The organism is Clostridium beijerinckii, from assembly GCA_003129525.1.
In the GTDB taxonomy this organism is placed as follows: Bacteria; Bacillota; Clostridia; order Clostridiales; family Clostridiaceae; genus Clostridium; species Clostridium beijerinckii_D.
Genome location: CP029329.1, coordinates 1,000,001 through 1,017,309 on the forward strand (window position 1 = coordinate 1,000,001; position 17,309 = coordinate 1,017,309).

9 protein-coding genes, 6 tRNA genes and 2 rRNA genes (1 of these 17 cut by a window edge) are annotated in these 17,309 nt (G+C 29.6%); 16 read left to right on the top strand and 1 reads right to left on the bottom strand.

The window, feature by feature from the left end; all coding sequences use genetic code 11:
- The 15 genes from DIC82_04155 to addA all read left to right on the top strand — a co-directional run.
- Positions 1–1,699 (top strand): 23S ribosomal RNA (locus DIC82_04155) (it extends 1,215 nt beyond the left edge of the window).
- A 179-nt stretch (positions 1,700–1,878) separates the two neighbouring features.
- Positions 1,879–1,995: ribosomal RNA gene (rrf, locus tag DIC82_04160) — 5S ribosomal RNA — on the top strand.
- 9 nt (positions 1,996–2,004) lie between these two features.
- Positions 2,005–2,081: transfer RNA gene (locus tag DIC82_04165), tRNA-Met, on the top strand.
- A 1-nt stretch (position 2,082) separates the two neighbouring features.
- Positions 2,083–2,158: transfer RNA gene (locus tag DIC82_04170), tRNA-Ala, on the top strand.
- Between the two features lie 214 nt (positions 2,159–2,372).
- Positions 2,373–2,894, top strand: coding sequence for a transcription repressor NadR (locus tag DIC82_04175; GenBank protein AWK50293.1), 522 nt, complete (start codon positions 2,373–2,375; stop codon positions 2,892–2,894).
- A gap of 2 nt (positions 2,895–2,896) precedes the next feature.
- Positions 2,897–4,291: an FAD/NAD(P)-binding oxidoreductase gene (locus DIC82_04180; GenBank protein ID AWK50294.1), complete on the top strand. Its 1,395-nt coding sequence runs from the start codon at positions 2,897–2,899 to the stop codon at positions 4,289–4,291.
- 16 nt (positions 4,292–4,307) lie between these two features.
- Positions 4,308–4,535 (top strand): hypothetical protein, encoded by a 228-nt coding sequence (locus tag DIC82_04185; GenBank protein AWK50295.1) that lies wholly within the window; start codon positions 4,308–4,310, stop codon positions 4,533–4,535.
- Positions 4,536–4,902: 367 nt separating this feature from the next.
- On the top strand, positions 4,903–6,180 hold the full coding sequence (locus DIC82_04190; GenBank protein ID AWK50296.1) for a serine--tRNA ligase: 1,278 nt from the start codon (positions 4,903–4,905) through the stop codon (positions 6,178–6,180).
- A gap of 380 nt (positions 6,181–6,560) precedes the next feature.
- Positions 6,561–6,651: transfer RNA gene (locus tag DIC82_04195), tRNA-Ser, on the top strand.
- Positions 6,652–6,690: 39 nt separating this feature from the next.
- Positions 6,691–6,781 (top strand) — tRNA-Ser (locus DIC82_04200).
- A 279-nt stretch (positions 6,782–7,060) separates the two neighbouring features.
- Positions 7,061–7,151, top strand: a tRNA-Ser gene (locus DIC82_04205).
- A gap of 34 nt (positions 7,152–7,185) precedes the next feature.
- Positions 7,186–7,276: transfer RNA gene (locus tag DIC82_04210), tRNA-Ser, on the top strand.
- A gap of 253 nt (positions 7,277–7,529) precedes the next feature.
- A complete protein-coding gene (locus DIC82_04215; protein AWK50297.1) occupies positions 7,530–8,012 on the top strand; it encodes an N-acetyltransferase in 483 nt (160 codons plus the stop codon).
- 35 nt (positions 8,013–8,047) lie between these two features.
- The gene (gene addB, locus DIC82_04220) at positions 8,048–11,503 is read left to right on the top strand and encodes a helicase-exonuclease AddAB subunit AddB (GenBank protein AWK50298.1); all 3,456 of its coding nucleotides are present in this window, start codon (positions 8,048–8,050) and stop codon (positions 11,501–11,503) included.
- A gap of 13 nt (positions 11,504–11,516) precedes the next feature.
- Positions 11,517–15,260: a helicase-exonuclease AddAB subunit AddA gene (addA, locus tag DIC82_04225; GenBank protein AWK50299.1), complete on the top strand. Its 3,744-nt coding sequence runs from the start codon at positions 11,517–11,519 to the stop codon at positions 15,258–15,260.
- A 164-nt stretch (positions 15,261–15,424) separates the two neighbouring features.
- Here addA and DIC82_04230 read toward each other — a convergent pair whose 3' ends face one another.
- Positions 15,425–16,606, bottom strand: coding sequence for a murein L,D-transpeptidase (locus DIC82_04230; GenBank protein ID AWK50300.1), 1,182 nt, complete (start codon positions 16,604–16,606; stop codon positions 15,425–15,427).
- A 163-nt stretch (positions 16,607–16,769) separates the two neighbouring features.
- Between DIC82_04230 and DIC82_04235 the strand changes: the two genes are divergently transcribed.
- A complete protein-coding gene (locus DIC82_04235; protein ID AWK50301.1) occupies positions 16,770–17,252 on the top strand; it encodes a DUF1189 domain-containing protein in 483 nt (160 codons plus the stop codon).
- The last annotated feature ends 57 nt before the right edge of the window (positions 17,253–17,309 follow it).

Sequence of the window (17,309 nt, forward strand, 5' to 3'; positions counted from 1 at the left end):
TGTGAGCGGTAGAGGAGCGTCGTAATCGGGCTGAAGTCGTACCGTAAGGAGCGGTGGACTGATTACGAGTGAGAATGTTGGCATTAGTAGCGAGATGTAAGTGAGAATCTTACAGGCCGAATATCTAAGGTTTCCTGAGTAAAGTTTGTCTTCTCAGGGTTAGTCGGGACCTAAGGCGAGGCCGAAAGGCGTAGTCGATGGACAATTGGTTGATATTCCAATACCACTACAATCGTTATTATCGATGGTGTGACGGAGAAGGATAGGATGTGCTAGCTATTGGATGCTAGTCTAAGCGTTTAGGGAGTTAGGATAGGCAAATCCGTTCTAACAATTCTGAGGCGTGATGGGGAAGGTTCTACGGAACCGAAGTATCTGATTCCATGCTTCCAAGAAAAGCATCTAGAAAGAGAAGTAGTGCCCGTACCGCAAACCGACACAGGTAGATGAGGAGAGAATCCTAAGGCCGACGGAAGAATTGCAGTTAAGGAACTAGGCAAATTGACCCCGTAACTTCGGGAGAAGGGGTGCCTGCAGCAATGCAGGCCGCAGAGAATAGGCACAAGCAACTGTTTAACAAAAACACAGGTCTCTGCTAAAGCGTAAGCTGATGTATAGGGGCTGACGCCTGCCCGGTGCTGGAAGGTTAAGGGGAATGCTTAGCGGTAACGCGAAGGTGTGAACTTAAGCCCCAGTAAACGGCGGCCGTAACTATAACGGTCCTAAGGTAGCGAAATTCCTTGTCAGGTAAGTTCTGACCCGCACGAATGGCGTAATGACTTGTGCACTGTCTCAACTGCAAATCCGGCGAAGTTGTAGTGCGAGTGAAGATGCTCGCTACCCGCGATTGGACGGAAAGACCCCGTAGAGCTTTACTGTAGCTTAGCATTGAATTTCGGTATTGTCTGTACAGGATAGGTGGGAGACTGGGAAACCAGAGCGTCAGCTTTGGTGGAGTCGTTGTTGGGATACCACCCTGATAGTATTGAAGTTCTAACTGGATGCCATGAAACTGGTGACAGGACATTGTTAGGTGGGCAGTTTGACTGGGGCGGTCGCCTCCTAAAATGTAACGGAGGCGCCCAAAGGTTCCCTCAGAACGGTCGGAAATCGTTCGAAGAGTGCAAAGGCAGAAGGGAGCCTGACTGCGACACCTACAAGTGGAGCAGGGACGAAAGTCGGGCTTAGTGATCCGGTGGTACCTCGTGGGAGGGCCATCGCTCAACGGATAAAAGCTACCTCGGGGATAACAGGCTGATCTCCCCCAAGAGTTCACATCGACGGGGAGGTTTGGCACCTCGATGTCGGCTCGTCGCATCCTGGGGCTGAAGTAGGTCCCAAGGGTTGGGCTGTTCGCCCATTAAAGCGGCACGCGAGCTGGGTTCAGAACGTCGTGAGACAGTTCGGTCCCTATCCGTCGCGGGCGTAGGAAATTTGAGAGGAGCTGTCCTTAGTACGAGAGGACCGGGATGGACTGACCTATGGTGTACCAGTTGTTTCGCCAGAAGCATAGCTGGGTAGCTAAGTCGGGAATGGATAAACGCTGAAAGCATCTAAGTGTGAAGCCAACCTCAAGATTAGATTTCCCATAGCGTAAGCTAGTAAGACCCCTTGAAGACTACAAGGTTGATAGGTCAGAGGTGTAAGTATGGTAACATATTTAGCTGACTGATACTAATAGGTCGAGGGCTTGACCAATATATAATCAAGTTGTAAAATATACATTAATATCTATATGCAATTTTGAAAGAACAATTCTTTCAATAAAATAGCACAAACGATAGTTTGAGTCAGTTTTCTTTAAAGGAAACACTAACTCACATACGTTCGTTGGTGTGCAGTTTTTCAACCAAATCGTAGATTTGGGAAAAACAAGCATCTCGTGACGATGGCATAGAGGTAACACTCCTTCCCATTCCGAACAGGACAGTTAAGGTCTATAGCGCCGATGGTACTGCACGGGTGACTGTGTGGCAGAGTAGGACGTTGCGAGGTAGATTAAAAGGATCTTTAGCTCAGTTGGTTAGAGCAACCGGCTCATAACCGGTAGGTCTAGGGTTCGAGTCCCTGAAGGTCCACCATGGGGGTTTAGCTCAGTTGGGAGAGCACCTGCCTTGCACGCAGGGGGTCAAGGGTTCGAATCCCTTAATCTCCACCAGTATAAAGTTATGAAGTAATTCATAACTTTTTTTTGTTTACATAATTACTTTATTTAGATAGTCGAAGAACAAAATATATAGATTATAGTTATTATAAATTTTATTACTTTTGATAGTTTTTTAAAGTATAATAATAAGAAGAATGATATAGAGGAAACATATTTATAAATATTAATAATATATGATAATTGTAATTAGTAATAGGAGGAAAGTATGAATTCTATTGATAGAAGAGAAAACATAATTAAACTACTCTTAGAAAGCAATGAACCAATAAAAGGAAGTGTAATAGCAAAAAAGTATTCTGTAACTAGACAAGTAATAGTAAAAGATATAGCAATTCTTAGAGCTAAGGGAAAAAACATAATAGCAACTCCAGATGGATATATGATTAATAAAAATGAAAATAAGGTTAAAGCAATTATTGCAGTAACACATAATGAAGAAGAAATGTTTAATGAAATGAGTATAGTAATTAAATATGGTGGAACAATTGAAGATGTGGTAGTAGAGCATCCTTTATATGGACAAATAGCTGGAATGCTTATGATTAAAAATTATAATGAATTAAATAAATTTGTTGAAAAATATAAAGAGCAAAGGGCTAGATTATTATCAGTATTAACTAATGGAGTTCACCTTCATACTATATCAGCAGAAAGTGAACATAATATTCATTTAATTATATCAGAATTAAAAAAGTGCAATTTTATAGTTTCAGATTTGGAGGATTAATGATGGATTATGATGTATTAATTTTAGGTGGAGGCATAATTGGCTGTGCAGTAGCATATGAACTTTCCAAATACAATATAAATATAGCTTTAATTGAAAAGGATTATGATATAGCAAATGATCTGTCTTGCTCTAATACAGCAGTTATTTATGATGGTTCAGAAACATATGATGACAGCATGTGTAAATTAGAAAAAGTAGGAATGAATTTAATTAAAAAGCACTGTAAAAAGTTTAATATTAAATATAATAAAGTAGGTGCATTAAGAGTTTCATCAAATCAAAATAAATATAGTATGTTTGATATAATGTATAAAAATGCTAGACAACGTGGTATAGATGGAATACATATAATAGATCATAATGAAATTTATAATATAGAGCCTAATTTAGGTATAAATGCAAATAAAGCTTTATATTCTGAAAATGTTGCATTAATTTCTCCTTATAACTTAGCTGTTTCTTATGCAGAAGTAGCGGCTGATAATGGAGTTAATTTTAGATTAGAAGAAGAAGTTATAGATATTAAAAATATTTCTAAGGGATTTAAGGTGACTACAAATAAAAACAAATTTACTTGTAAATTTGTAATTAATACAATTTCGAATGAAATTTCTACTTATAAGCAAAATGAAGTTTATAGTGAGATAAGAAATAAAAAAATGAAATATATATTGTTTAATCAAGAATTAGAGAATAATATAAATGGTGTTGTTATTAATGATATTGATGATGATACTTTTACAATAAATATTTCAACATCATCAAAAGGAAATTTAATAGGAATTAAAAGTAAACATTGTTTGAGTTTAGAAGAGGAGCTAGAATTATCTGAAAGTATTTTAACTGGTATAAAGAAAGAATTAATAACTAATATGTTTACAGAAACATATAGTGGAAATGGTATTTGCATAGATGATAGTAATATTAAAGATGGATATATAAAGGTTACAGGAAATCATTATGCAAAAATAACAATTGCACCAGCTATTGCTTTAGATATTGAGGAAAAAATTAAAATAAATATGAATATAACTAAAAAAAGAGATTATATTGATAAAAAAAGAGAAGTCTATGTATTTAGAAATATGTCTAAAGAACAAAGAAGTAAAGTAATTAATTTAGATGAAAGGTATGGAAATATTATTTGCAGTTGCAATAGTATTTCAGAAGGAGAGATTGTCGATTCTATAAGAAGACCTTTAGGGGCAAGAACTGTAGAAGGAGTAAAGAGACGTACAGGAATAGGCCTTGGGAGTTGTAATGGATCATATTGTAATATGAAAATAATAAAAATTTTAGCTAGAGAAATGAATAAAAGTATTTTAAGCATAGTAGATGATTCTATGGATTCTAAGGTTTTGGTAGGAAGGATTAAGGAATTTAATGAAATATAATTAGGAGGAATTAGTATTGATTAACAAAGATATTTTCACAAGCTTAGTTAGATTAAAAAGTGATATGAATTATAAAGTTGTGTCAGTAAAAAGTAATAAACCTATAGAAAAAGATTTATGGAGAGAATTTTCAAAAGTTCTTAGTAGAATCTATGTAAGTACACCGATTTATATTGGAGATATCATTTGTAAGAATATAATGAATACTGGTATAGATATAATATGTACTAAAAGGATAGATTAATGTTAAATTAATTATTTATAGAATAAGATGAATTTCTTATTTTAATTATGCTAAAATATATTGACAAAAGCAACTATTTTGTAATATATTTAATTTAACTTAATATAAAAAACTTGTGATGAGGACAGTAGTAATTTTATAATTTTAAGAGAATCAGTGGTTAGGTGTGAACTGATAATTATTAATTATGAATCCACCTCTGAGGGACTATGATGAGTAGTACGGTATATATCGTTAAATAATTAAGTGGATAATATTTATTTATTATCAATTAGGGTGGCAACGCGGAGTTCTTCGTCCCTTTTATAGGGAGTGGACTCTTTTTTTGTACAAAAAAATATGATTTTATTTTAGGAGGAAGTATTAAATGTTAGATTTAAAAAGAATTAGAAGTAATCCAGATGAAATTAAGAATGCTTTATCAAATAGAGGAGAAGATTTTGATGTTACAGTTATTGATGAAATAATAACACTAGATGAAGAACGAAGAAGAATATTAGTAGAAGTTGAAGCATTAAAAAGTAAAAGAAATCAAGTTTCAAATGAAATTCCTAAGCTTAAGAAAGCAGGTGAAGATGTTACTGCAATAATGTCTGAAATGAGAGAATTAGGAGATGAAGTTAAAGCTTTTGATACTAGAGTAACGGAAATAGATGAAAGAATAAAGTATATAATGCTTAGAATACCTAATATACCTAATCCACAAGTACCAGATGGTGGAAGTGATGAAGATAATATAGAAATAAAGAAATGGGGAGAACCAAGTAAATTTAGCTTCGAACCAAAAGCACATTGGGATTTAGGAACTGATCTTAATATATTGGATTTCGAACGAGGTGGAAAGGTTGCAGGTTCTAGATTCACTATTTACAAGGGATTAGGAGCTAGACTAGAAAGAATGATAATCTCTTATTTCTTAGATAAGCATACATGTGAAAATGGGTATACTGAAATATTACCACCATATATGGTTAACAGAGAAAGTATGACTGGAACAGGTCAATTACCAAAGTTTGAAGAAGACGCATTTAAAGTTGAGAATAATGGATATTTCCTAATTCCTACTGCTGAAGTTCCTGTTACCAATATGTATAGAAATGAAGTATTCTCTGCGGCAGAGTTACCAATTAAACATGCTGCATATTCTGCATGCTTTAGAGCAGAAGCCGGTTCTGCAGGTAGAGATACGAGAGGGCTTGTTAGACAACATCAATTTAATAAGGTTGAATTAGTTAAGTTCTGTAAACCAGAAGATTCTTATTCTGAATTAGACAAATTAGTTATTGATGCAGAATCAGTATTACAAGGATTAGGATTGCCTTATAGAATAGTTAGAATATGTAAAGGTGATTTAGGATTTACTGCAGCTTTAAAATATGATATAGAAGTATGGATGCCTAGTTATAATAGATATGTAGAAATATCAAGTTGTTCAAATTTTGAAGATTTCCAATCTAGAAGGGCAAACATTAAGTATAGAGAAACTCCAAATGACAAACCACAATTCGTGCATACACTAAATGGATCAGGAGTTGCTATAGGAAGAACAGTTGCTGCTATATTGGAAAACTATCAAAGAGAAGATGGTACAGTAGTAATTCCTGAAATTTTAAGACGATATATGAATTGTGATGAAATAAAATAAACTTAATATGTATTTTATTTATTTTAGTATAGATAAGTACGGTGAAAATTAAAACTATAAAAAATTTCAAGAAAATAAAGGGAATGCATTGTTATGATTACTGAATATTTTGATGTAATTATAACAAGAGCATTACCTTTTATTTATGAGTAAGGTATATATTAAAAATATAAGAGTAACTTGCAATTTGAATATTAACATGTTTATTGAAATTTAAGTTATTTAGTTCAACAATTGGTTATATTTTAGCAGAGTGTTGATTAATGAATACAATAGTTTTAACTTGGAAAGGAAAGATTAATTATATATAATCAAATAATTTAAAAAAAATGTTGACATAGTTATTATTCATTGTTATAATAATAATTGTCGTAAGACGTGGAAAGATGGTCGAGTTGGTTTAAGGCACCGGTCTTGAAAACCGGCGTGCGTGTGAGCGTACCTAGGGTTCGAATCCCTATCTTTCCGCCACTTTTTTTTTACCTAAAAATAGTAATTAAGAGGGCACATGGAGAATTACTCAAGTGGCTGAAGAGGCGCCCCTGCTAAGGGCGTAGGTCGGGTAACTGGCGCCCGGGTTCAAATCCCGGATTCTCCGCCAAGAACATCTAACAAACTTGTTGGATGTTCTTTTTATGTATACAAAAAACAAATTATAAGTTAATAGTTTTTTATTTAGGAAATTATATTAATTATTATATCAATCAAATTATCTAGATGATAAATAGTTTAGATTCAAGTATATATTTAGATATACTTTAAATATATAATAAGGGATAATATATTATGTATTAAAAATTATTTTAATAAAAATGAAATTATTTTAATAAAAATGTTGACAGTTATACTCTTGATTGGTATAATAATTTTTGTGAGTTATGGAAAGATGGTCGAGTTGGTTTAAGGCACCGGTCTTGAAAACCGGCGTGCGTGTGAGCGTACCTAGGGTTCGAATCCCTATCTTTCCGCCACATTATTTTAAAAGTTAAAATATAGAGGGCACATGGAGGATTACTCAAGTGGCTGAAGAGGCGCCCCTGCTAAGGGCGTAGGTCGGGTAACTGGCGCCCGGGTTCAAATCCCGGATCCTCCGCCAAAAACATCTAACAATTTTGTTAGATGTTTTTTTGTTTTTAAGAATTAATAATAATGTAAATATCAATACAATTCTATAAGATAACATGTCAAATATATTAGTATATTTACTTATTATTTTTTGAATATATCTAAAACACAGAAGCTATAAAAATAGATTTTTTTATCAGATGAATATAAATTGTAAATTTAAAATATTATAATTAGAGGTATAATTATAATATTTTAAATTATTTAGCTAAAGAAGGTGAATTATGCTTAAAGGACATAATGTATATTTAAGGCTAGTAGAAAAAAAAGATATAAGTATATTGTACAAACTATCTAGTGAAGAAAAAGTTAGAAAATATAATACAATACCAAATGATATACAAAATAATAATCAAGGAAATAATTTAAGAAAAGCATTAAGTATAATTAATGAAAAAAAGGTTTTGATTGGGTTTATAACGTATAATAAAAGTAATGATTGTAATAATGTATATTCTATAGGAATAACAATTGGCAGTAAGTATTGGGGGAAGAAATATGGTCAGGATGCCATAAAAACCCTATTAAAGTATTTATTTGAAGAACTTAATGCTATAAAGGTAGGATTAGAGGTTATAAAGTACAACTTAAGAGCTATAAATTGTTATAAAAAATGCGGTTTTGTAGAAGAGGGCATTAGAAGAGATAAGGTTCATATTGATGGTGAATATGTAGATACTATAATTATGAGCATACTTAGAGAATAAGTAATTGATATATAAAGTGAGAGGTGAAGATACATATGAGTATAAGATTTATTTACGGAAGAGCAGGAACAGGGAAAAGTAAGTTTTGTATTGATCAAATAAAAAATAATATAGATGAAGAGGCTGACAATAAATTAATTTTATTAGTTCCAGAGCAATATACATTTAATACTGAAAACAAGATTTTAAAGTTTATTGGAGAACGCGCTCTTTTAAGAACAGAAGTATTAAGTTTTAAGAAAATGGCGCATGAAGTTTCTGAAGAATGTGGTGGACGTGTTAAAGAAATAATAAAGGAATCTGGAAGAAACATGCTAATTCATAGAGTATTAAATGAAAATATAGATTATTTAGATTATTTTAAGAAAATATCTAGAGAACAAGGATTTAACGAAATTATATCTGAGGTAATAAGTGAATTTAAAAAATACAATGTTGATATAGGAAACTTGAGTAAAATAGATAAAAAAATAGATAATATTGAATTAATGCAAAAACTCAAAGAATTAACAATAATTTATGAAGCATTTAATTCAAAGATGCATGAGAACTATATTGATGGGGATGATGAATTAACCTTATTAGTCAAGAAATTATTAGAAAATGATATATATAAAGGTGCTGAAGTTTGGATAGACGAATTTACTAGTTTTACACCTCAGCAATTGGATGTTCTGGGATTATTAGCGAAGAGATGTAAGAGAGTTAATATAACTCTTTGTATGGAAAGTAAATCCTTAAGTGGCGAAGAAATAACTGATATATTTTATACAATCAAGAATACAGAAAACAATTTATTGAAAATAATGAAAGAAAATAATATATCTTATGATGAACCTATTGATTTAAATAATAATATACAATATAGATTTAAAGATAACTTAGAACTTAAACATATTGAACGATATTTTTTTACTTATCCATTTAATGAATATTATAAAAGCTGTAATAGTGTATCCCTTTATAAAGCAAATAACATTTATGATGAAGTAGATAGAGTGGCAAAAAGTATTACAGAGCTTGTAAGGGAAAAAGGATATAGGTATAAAGATATATCTGTAGTTTGCAGAAATATGGATGATTATGAAAAAGTAACATCAGTAATATTCAAGGATTACGATATACCATATTTCTTGGACAAAAAAACTCAGTTATTGAGTAATCCATTGATTATACTTATAAGTTCTGCTTTTGAGATTTTATTTAAAAATTGGTCTTATGAGAGTATATTTAAGTATTTGAAAAGTGGATTAGTCGGAATAGACAATTCATATATAGATATTTTAGAAAATTTTATATTAGAAAACGGAATAAAAGGTTATAAGTGGACTGTAGAAGAAATAATTAGTGAAAAATGGTTTAATAATAATGAGGAATTAACAAGTGATAAAATATTAATATCTGAAGTTATGGATGAAATAAGAACACCTCTTATGATTTTTCATAACAAAATAAATGGAAAATATAAAGTTAAGAATATATGTACAGCTATTTATGAGTTTTTAATAGACGTAAAGGCTTTTGAAAGAATAGATGATTGGATTGAAAATTTTGAGAAGATTGGATTGGAAGATAAAGTTAAGGAATACAGTCAAGTTCAAAGTATAGTTATAGATATTTTAGATCAAGCAGTAGATGTAATTGGTGAGGAAACATTAGACTCATTTGAATTTTTCAAGATATTAAATTCTGGCTTTACAAATGAACAAATAGGTGTTATACCTGTAGCTTTAGATCAAGTTAATATTGGTGATATAGCAAGGATTAAAGGTAGAGATGTTAAGGTTCTTTATATAGTGGGAATTAATGACGGTGTATTACCAGCTTCTAAAAAAGATGAGGGAATATTATCTGATAGAGATAGATTAATATTAAATGAAATAGGAGTAAAGCTAGCATCAACTACTAGAAACAAAGTCTTTGAGGAACAATTTTTATTATATACTGCATTAACAATAAGTAGTGAATATTTAATGTTATCATATCCCATGGCAGATTTTGAAGGTAAGTCATTAAGGCCATCTATAGTTATACCTAGGATTAAAAAGATATTACCTAAATTAGTTGAAGAGAGTGAAATATATGATTTAAAAAGCCAAAGGGATAAAATAAGTAAAGTTATTGCACCCATTCCAGCATTTAATGAACTTATAGTTGCTGTAAGAAGAGATTTTGACAAGGAAGATATAGAACCTTACTGGCCAGAGGTTTATAGCTGGTTTAATGAAAATGAAGATTTTAAGGATAAGGTTAAAAATATATTTAAAGGTCTGAAGTATTCCAATGTAGGAGATAAAGTTGTAAAGAAAAAGCTTAGAAAGCTTTATCAAAATGAGATGGGAAAATTAGTGTTTAGTGTTTCAAGGATAGAAAAGTATGCTGAATGTCCATTTTCTTATTTCGTTCAATATGGCCTTAAGGCTAAAAATAGAAAGGTATATGAATTTACACCTCCTGATTTAGGCTCATTTGTACATGAGATGTTAGATTCATTTACAAACAAGGTTAGAGATGAAGGGATTTTATGGTCTGAATTAGATAATGAAAAATGTAATGCTCTTGTATCTAATATAATTGATAAAAAATTAAATGAAGAAAGTAATTCTATATTGAATAGTACAAAGAAGTTTAAATATTTAGCACAACGATTTAAGAGAGTAATTTCTAAATCTGTTTCAGTTATTGCAAATCAAATAGGAAAAGGTGAATTTGAGGTATTTAAGACTGAATTTAATTTTGGAAATTATAGTTCAGGTGAAGCTATAACTCTAGATTTAGAATCTAAAGAGAAAATATATCTACAAGGAAGAATCGATAGGATAGATACATTAGATTTAGATGGAGAAACCTATATTAGAATTATAGATTATAAGACAGGAGCTAAGAAGTTTGATTTAAATGAACTTTATTATGGATTACAAATACAACTGTTAGTGTATTTAGATGCACTTATTAAAAACTCTAAATATATATTAGATAAGCAAGTAAGACCTGGAGCAGTATTATATTTTAAAATAGATGATCCTATAATCAAAGGCAAGAAAGAAATGACTACAGAAGAGGTACAACAAGAAGTCTTAGATGCTTTAAAGATGAAGGGATTAGTTTTAAAGGATGCGAGAGTTGTTAGGGCTATGGATAAGAATATTGAGGGCTATTCATTAGTTATACCAGCTGCATTTAAGACCGATGGGGATTTTAAGGCTAATAGCGATGTAATAACAGAAAATGAGTTTACTTTGCTTAGAAAATATGTTAATAAAAAGATGGTTGAACTGTGTGAGGATATGTTGAGCGGAGATGTTAAAATACAACCTACTAAACATTCCAATAGAACTCATTGTGAGTATTGTGATTTTTCAGCAATATGCCAATTTGATACAAGTATAAAAGATAATAAATATAAAATTATAATGAAGAAATCTCAAAATGATGTTTGGAATGGCATAAAGACGGAAATAGATAATTCTAATGAAGCACGTAATTCTTAGGAGGAATTAATATATGGGTGAAACTAAATGGACTGATGAACAATTAAGTGCAATTGAAACAAGAAATTGTAACTTATTAGTTGCAGCGGCTGCCGGTTCTGGTAAGACTGCTGTATTAGTAGAAAGAATTATAAGGATAGTTACAAATGAAGAAAATCCAGTTGATATAGATAAATTATTGGTTGTAACATTTACCAATGCAGCAGCATCTGAAATGAGAGAGAGAATAGCTAATGCAATATCAAAAGAATTAGAAATAAATCCAAATTCTAAAAATCTTCAAAAACAATTAACGTTGTTAAATAGAGCTAATATTACAACCATGCATTCATTTTGTTTAGATGTAATTAAAAATAACTTTCATAAGATTGATTTAGATCCATCATTTAGAATAGGAGATCAAACAGAAGGCGTATTAATTAAAGCGGAAGTAATAGAGGAACTTTTTGAAGATAAATATGATGATGAAGATATAGAATTTACTAACTTAGTTGAAGCATTTAGTAGTTACAAGAATGATGATAATCTGAAAGATTTGGTTCTAAATATATACAATTTTACTATGTCAGGGCCATGGCCGGAAAAATGGCTTAATGATAGCGCAGAGGCTTTTAAGATTAGCACATTAGTAGAGTTAAATGAAACTAAATGGGTTAAGGTTTTAGTTGAAAGTATAAAAATTGAGATTGAAGGATATATAAAGATGATGGAAAAAGCCATTGAAATAATTAATGAAACTGATGGCTTAGAACCTTATTTAGATAATTTTATAAGTGAACTAGGAGATATAAGAAGTATCTATGAATCTAGTAATAATGGATTAGATGAAATGTATAAAGTATTATCATCAATTGTGTTTAGTAGATTAAAATCCATAAAAAAAGATAAGGTTTCAGATGAAGATGCGCAAAATACTGTAAAAAAGATTAGAGATGATATTAAAAAGAAAATATCCGAACTAATAAATAATACATTTGCAGTAACACCACAGCAAATGTTAGTTAATATTCAGGAGTCATATCCTTATATAAAAAAATTAACAGAAATTGTTTTAGAATTCAGTAATAGATTTAATAAAAGGAAAAAGGAAAAGAACATATTAGATTTTAATGATTTAGAACATTTTTGCTTGAGAATATTAATTGATTACGATGAAGACAAAAATATAATTCCATCTAAGGTTGCTGAAAATTTCAAAGAATACTTTGATGAAGTACTTGTAGATGAGTATCAAGATTCTAATAATGTGCAAGAAACTATAATAGGTTTGGTTTCTAGAAAAGAATCTGATAATCCTAATATGTTTATGGTTGGAGATGTTAAACAAAGTATATATAGATTTAGACAAGCAAAGCCTGAATTATTTATTGATAAATATAATACTTATAAATTAAATGAAGGGAAAAACAGAAAAATTCAATTATATAAGAATTTTAGAAGTAGAAAAGAAGTTATTGATGGAGTAAATTATATATTTAAAGAAGTAATGTCTAAAATAGTTGGGGAATTGGAATATACAGATGAGGAAGCATTAAATTTAGGCGCAAGCTATAAAGATAATGATGACAATGTAATCATTGGTGGTGCAATAGAGCTTAATATAGTAGATAAAAATTATGAAGGAACAATTGAAGATAGTTCAGGAGATTCATTTGAGGAGCAAGAAGAAATTGAGAATGTAAATTTGGAAGGTAGAATTGTTGCTAAAAAAATTAAAGAATTAATGTCTATAAATGGAGATAAAGTATTTAATGTTTTAGATAAGGAAACAGCTGAATATAGACCCTTAAGATATAAGGATATAGTAATTCTATTAAGAGCAACAAAAAATTGGTCTGAGAGCCTATTAGAAGAGCTAGGGGCAGAAGGAATCCCTGTATATGCAGATACAGGATCAGGATATTTTGAGTCAATTGAAATTAGAACTATAATATCTCTTTTAAAAGTTATTGATAATCCAATGCAAGATGTTCCGATGATAGCATTATTAAGATCTCCAATTATGAATTTCTCAGCAGATGAATTAAGTGATGTTAGACTTGTAAACAAAGATAATTATTTTTATGAAAATGTGAAGTATATAAGTAAAGAAGTTTATGACGTTAAAGAAATACTTTATTCAAAAGAATTAATAGACAAATGTAAGTATTTGGTTAATTGCATTGATAAGTGGAGAAATAAATCAATTTATATGGCAATTGATGAGTTCATATGGTCCTTATATATGGATACAGCATACTATGGATATGTCGGAGCTATGCCAAATGGAGTATTGAGGCAAGCAAATTTAAAAATATTGTTCCAAAGAGCAAAGCAATTTGAGAAAACAAGTTTCAAAGGTTTATTTAATTTTATAAACTATATCAATAAACTTATAAAGTCGTCAGGAGACATGGGAAGTGCTAAAATATTAGGAGAAAATGAAGATGTAGTAAGAATCATGAGCATTCATAAAAGTAAGGGATTAGAATTTCCAGTAGTATTCTTATGTGGAACAGGAAAGAATTTCAATTTAATGGATTTAAATAAGAATATGCTATATCACGATGAACTAGGACTTGGACCTGATTTTGTAGATTTAGAAAAAAGGTTTAGTATAGGAACTTTAGCTAAGGAAGCAATAAAAAAGAAGATGAAGCTTGAAACATTATCAGAAGAGATGAGAATACTTTATGTTGCATGTACAAGAGCAAAGGAAAAATTAATTATAACAGGTGCAATTAGAAACACTCAAAAAGCCATAGAAAAATGGATGAGTTCAGCATCATTAAATCATAATATTATTTTACCATCTGAAGTTTTAAAAGGAAGATCATATTTAGATTGGATTGGTATGGCATTATGTCAACATAATGATGGAATTAAACTTAGAGAGGCTATTGGTGTCACAAATGAAATATCAAGAGATGATGACTCTAAATGGGAAATAAATTTATGGAATAAAAATGATTTAATTAATAGAGTTGATTTAGAGGATATAGATACTGATGGTAAATATGAATCAAAAATTACTTATGTTGACTCAATGAATAAAACGATTATGGAAGAAGTAAATAGAAGATTATCATATGAATATCCATTAAAAGCATCAACTATTCTTAAAAGTAATATTTCAGTTTCTGATTTAAAGAGAAAAAATATTGAAGAAGATTATGATATTCAAGAAATTTATAGAGAAAAAGTTATAATTACGCCTAAATTCATTAAGGAGAGAAAGGGTTTAACTCCAGCTGAAAGAGGTACAGCAGTCCACTTTGTAATGAAAAAAATAGATTTTAATAGAGTTTCATCTATAAAAGAAATTGAAGAACAGTTACAGGAGTTAGTTGAAGGTGAATTCTTACTTAAAGAAGAATTAAAAGTTATTAATCCATATAAAATATTAAATTTCTTCAAATCTAGTTTAGGTAGAAATATACTTGAACTAAATGAGAGCGATAAAAAAATTTATAGGGAAGTACCGTTTTATACTGAAATAAGTAGCTTAGAGATAGATAATACTTTAGATGATAAATATAAGGATGAAAAAGTAAGATTACAAGGTATAATTGACTGCTTCTTTGAATATAATGAGGATTTAATACTTTTAGATTATAAAACTGATTATGTGAAAGATGGAGATGAGGATGCCCTTAAAGAAAAATATAAAAAACAATTAGATTATTATAGTGATGCAATATTTAAGATGACAGGTAAAAAAGTTAGCTATAAATATTTATATTCATTTTCTTTAGAGAAAGAAATTCAAATTGATTAAATTAAGGCACATGAAAGAAAATAACAAGTCAAAGATGCGATGTCTATTTTATCTTAAGACAAAATAGGATAGCATATTGACCTGTTATTTTTTGCAAGGTGCTTAAAAAAAGAATAAAAAGTTAATTAAATAATATTTTGTAAGTTTATATTAGATTAGATTGATTATTTAATTATTACTTTACTTCCTTTAGGAACATTAGTGTAAATCCATTTAGCATCATCAATGGAAAGTCTAACACAACCATGAGACGACGGCTTATTCATTGTATAATCTAAAACATTAGTTTTATCTTTATCAAATGGAACTGAATGAAATAAAATATCTCCAGTAATTTGAGTCCAATACTTACCTCCCTGTTCATATTTATCTGAAAAAAACCAATCACCCTTTTCTTTAATAGAAAAAGATCCAGAAGGAGTATCTTCACCACTTATTCCAGTAGAACAAGGACATAGTCTAACTAATTGCCATTTATCAGGTGTTCCTTTATAGATATAAGTTTTTTGATTTTCTAGATTCACGTTGATAAGGTAAGATGTAGTACTTTCAATATTTAATGTATTAATGTTATTTGGAGATATAGTAGTTGTTAATGCACGTGAGGAAGCTTCAATAATAGCAGAGTTCTTATCTAAGTATTCTTGTTGCTTTGCTTTAATTTCCATTACTTTTTCTTTTACATTAATATCATTTCCTAAGATATCACTATTGTTTGAAATTTTGGAGAGGGCTTCATTATAATAATCATTGCTAACTAGATTATCGCAATAAGCTAATAAGTTTTCTTTAAATTTATTTTTTGAATTATTTAAGTATATTAATGACTCAGAATAATTTAAATCTAAAGTAGAGACTTTTTTAAAACAAGATATTGCTTCTATATAGTTTTCAGTATTGAAATAATCTACACCAGTATTATAATTTTTAGTAGAATCCTGAATTAAATCTATTGAAGCAGAGATATTATATAATTGAGCATATGGTATTATATTATAACGTTGTATTTCCTTGAGTTGTATTAATGCATCTTCGGATGATATATTTTTATTTTGAATATCTTCTGACAAAGCAGTAATATTAGTATTAAAATAATTATAAATATCATTATTCATCATTAACAGCTTAAATGGATTAAAATTTTGTTTAGTTAATAATAAATTATTGGCTTCTGAGAATTTATAATCATTAAAATTTGTTTTAAAAGTACCAATGAATTTGTTATATTTATAAGATTCATAAATACCACTTAAACATATAATTATAAGTAATGCTAATAAACATATGATTTTCTTATATATCTTCTTAATTTTTGTTTTATTATGATAAGTTTTATTTATTTTCAAGAAAATGCCTCCTAGTCAAGTAACTAATAAGTTAAAAGAGTATTTGAATAAAACATAAATATTAAAATAACAGTATATCCTCTTTTATCTATAATATTGACAATAAAAGCAAATAATAAACATATGCATTATAAAACTAAATAATACTAATGTGGAGGGAAATGTGAAAGATAAAACTAATTTTTTTAAAAGGGTTATGACTTCTATATATGACATAAAGGTTTTTTCTAAATATGTTAAAGAAGGAATTGTTAAATCAATTTCATATGCAGTGTTACTTACTTTAATTTTAGTTGGAGTAAAAGATATTTTTATTGGATATAAAACTCATAATATTGAAATGATAAGTTTTATATATGCAATAGGTATGGATTTTGGAACAGCATTTTTAAACTTAATGTTTAATTGTTTAATTGTAACTGCGGTTGCATCACTTTTTACACTATTCATGAATATGGTAGTTAAATATGCTGCATTATATTCAGTAACGTTATATGCAGCTACATTGCCATTAATAATTCAAACTATATTGGAAACTGTTAATCCAGATATAAGTTTTGACACTATGTTTATTATAGGGACGTTAACGTATGTTATATTAATATTAAAGTATATAAAAGACGAAATAATAAAAAACCTTAATTAAAATTTTATTTAGGTCAGAGTTGTTAACTGGGAAAAAATATGATATTATATACTAAGG

Excerpts from the sequence above, each read along its gene's own strand:
- DIC82_04175 (AWK50293.1), top strand. The coding sequence starts at position 2,373 with ATGAATTCTATTGATAGAAGAGAAAACATAATTAAACTACTCTTAGAA.
- DIC82_04180 (AWK50294.1), top strand. The coding sequence starts at position 2,897 with ATGGATTATGATGTATTAATTTTAGGTGGAGGCATAATTGGCTGTGCA.
- DIC82_04190 (AWK50296.1), top strand. The coding sequence starts at position 4,903 with ATGTTAGATTTAAAAAGAATTAGAAGTAATCCAGATGAAATTAAGAAT.
- DIC82_04215 (AWK50297.1), top strand. The coding sequence starts at position 7,530 with ATGCTTAAAGGACATAATGTATATTTAAGGCTAGTAGAAAAAAAAGAT.
- addB (AWK50298.1), top strand. The coding sequence starts at position 8,048 with ATGAGTATAAGATTTATTTACGGAAGAGCAGGAACAGGGAAAAGTAAG.
- addA (AWK50299.1), top strand. The coding sequence starts at position 11,517 with ATGGGTGAAACTAAATGGACTGATGAACAATTAAGTGCAATTGAAACA.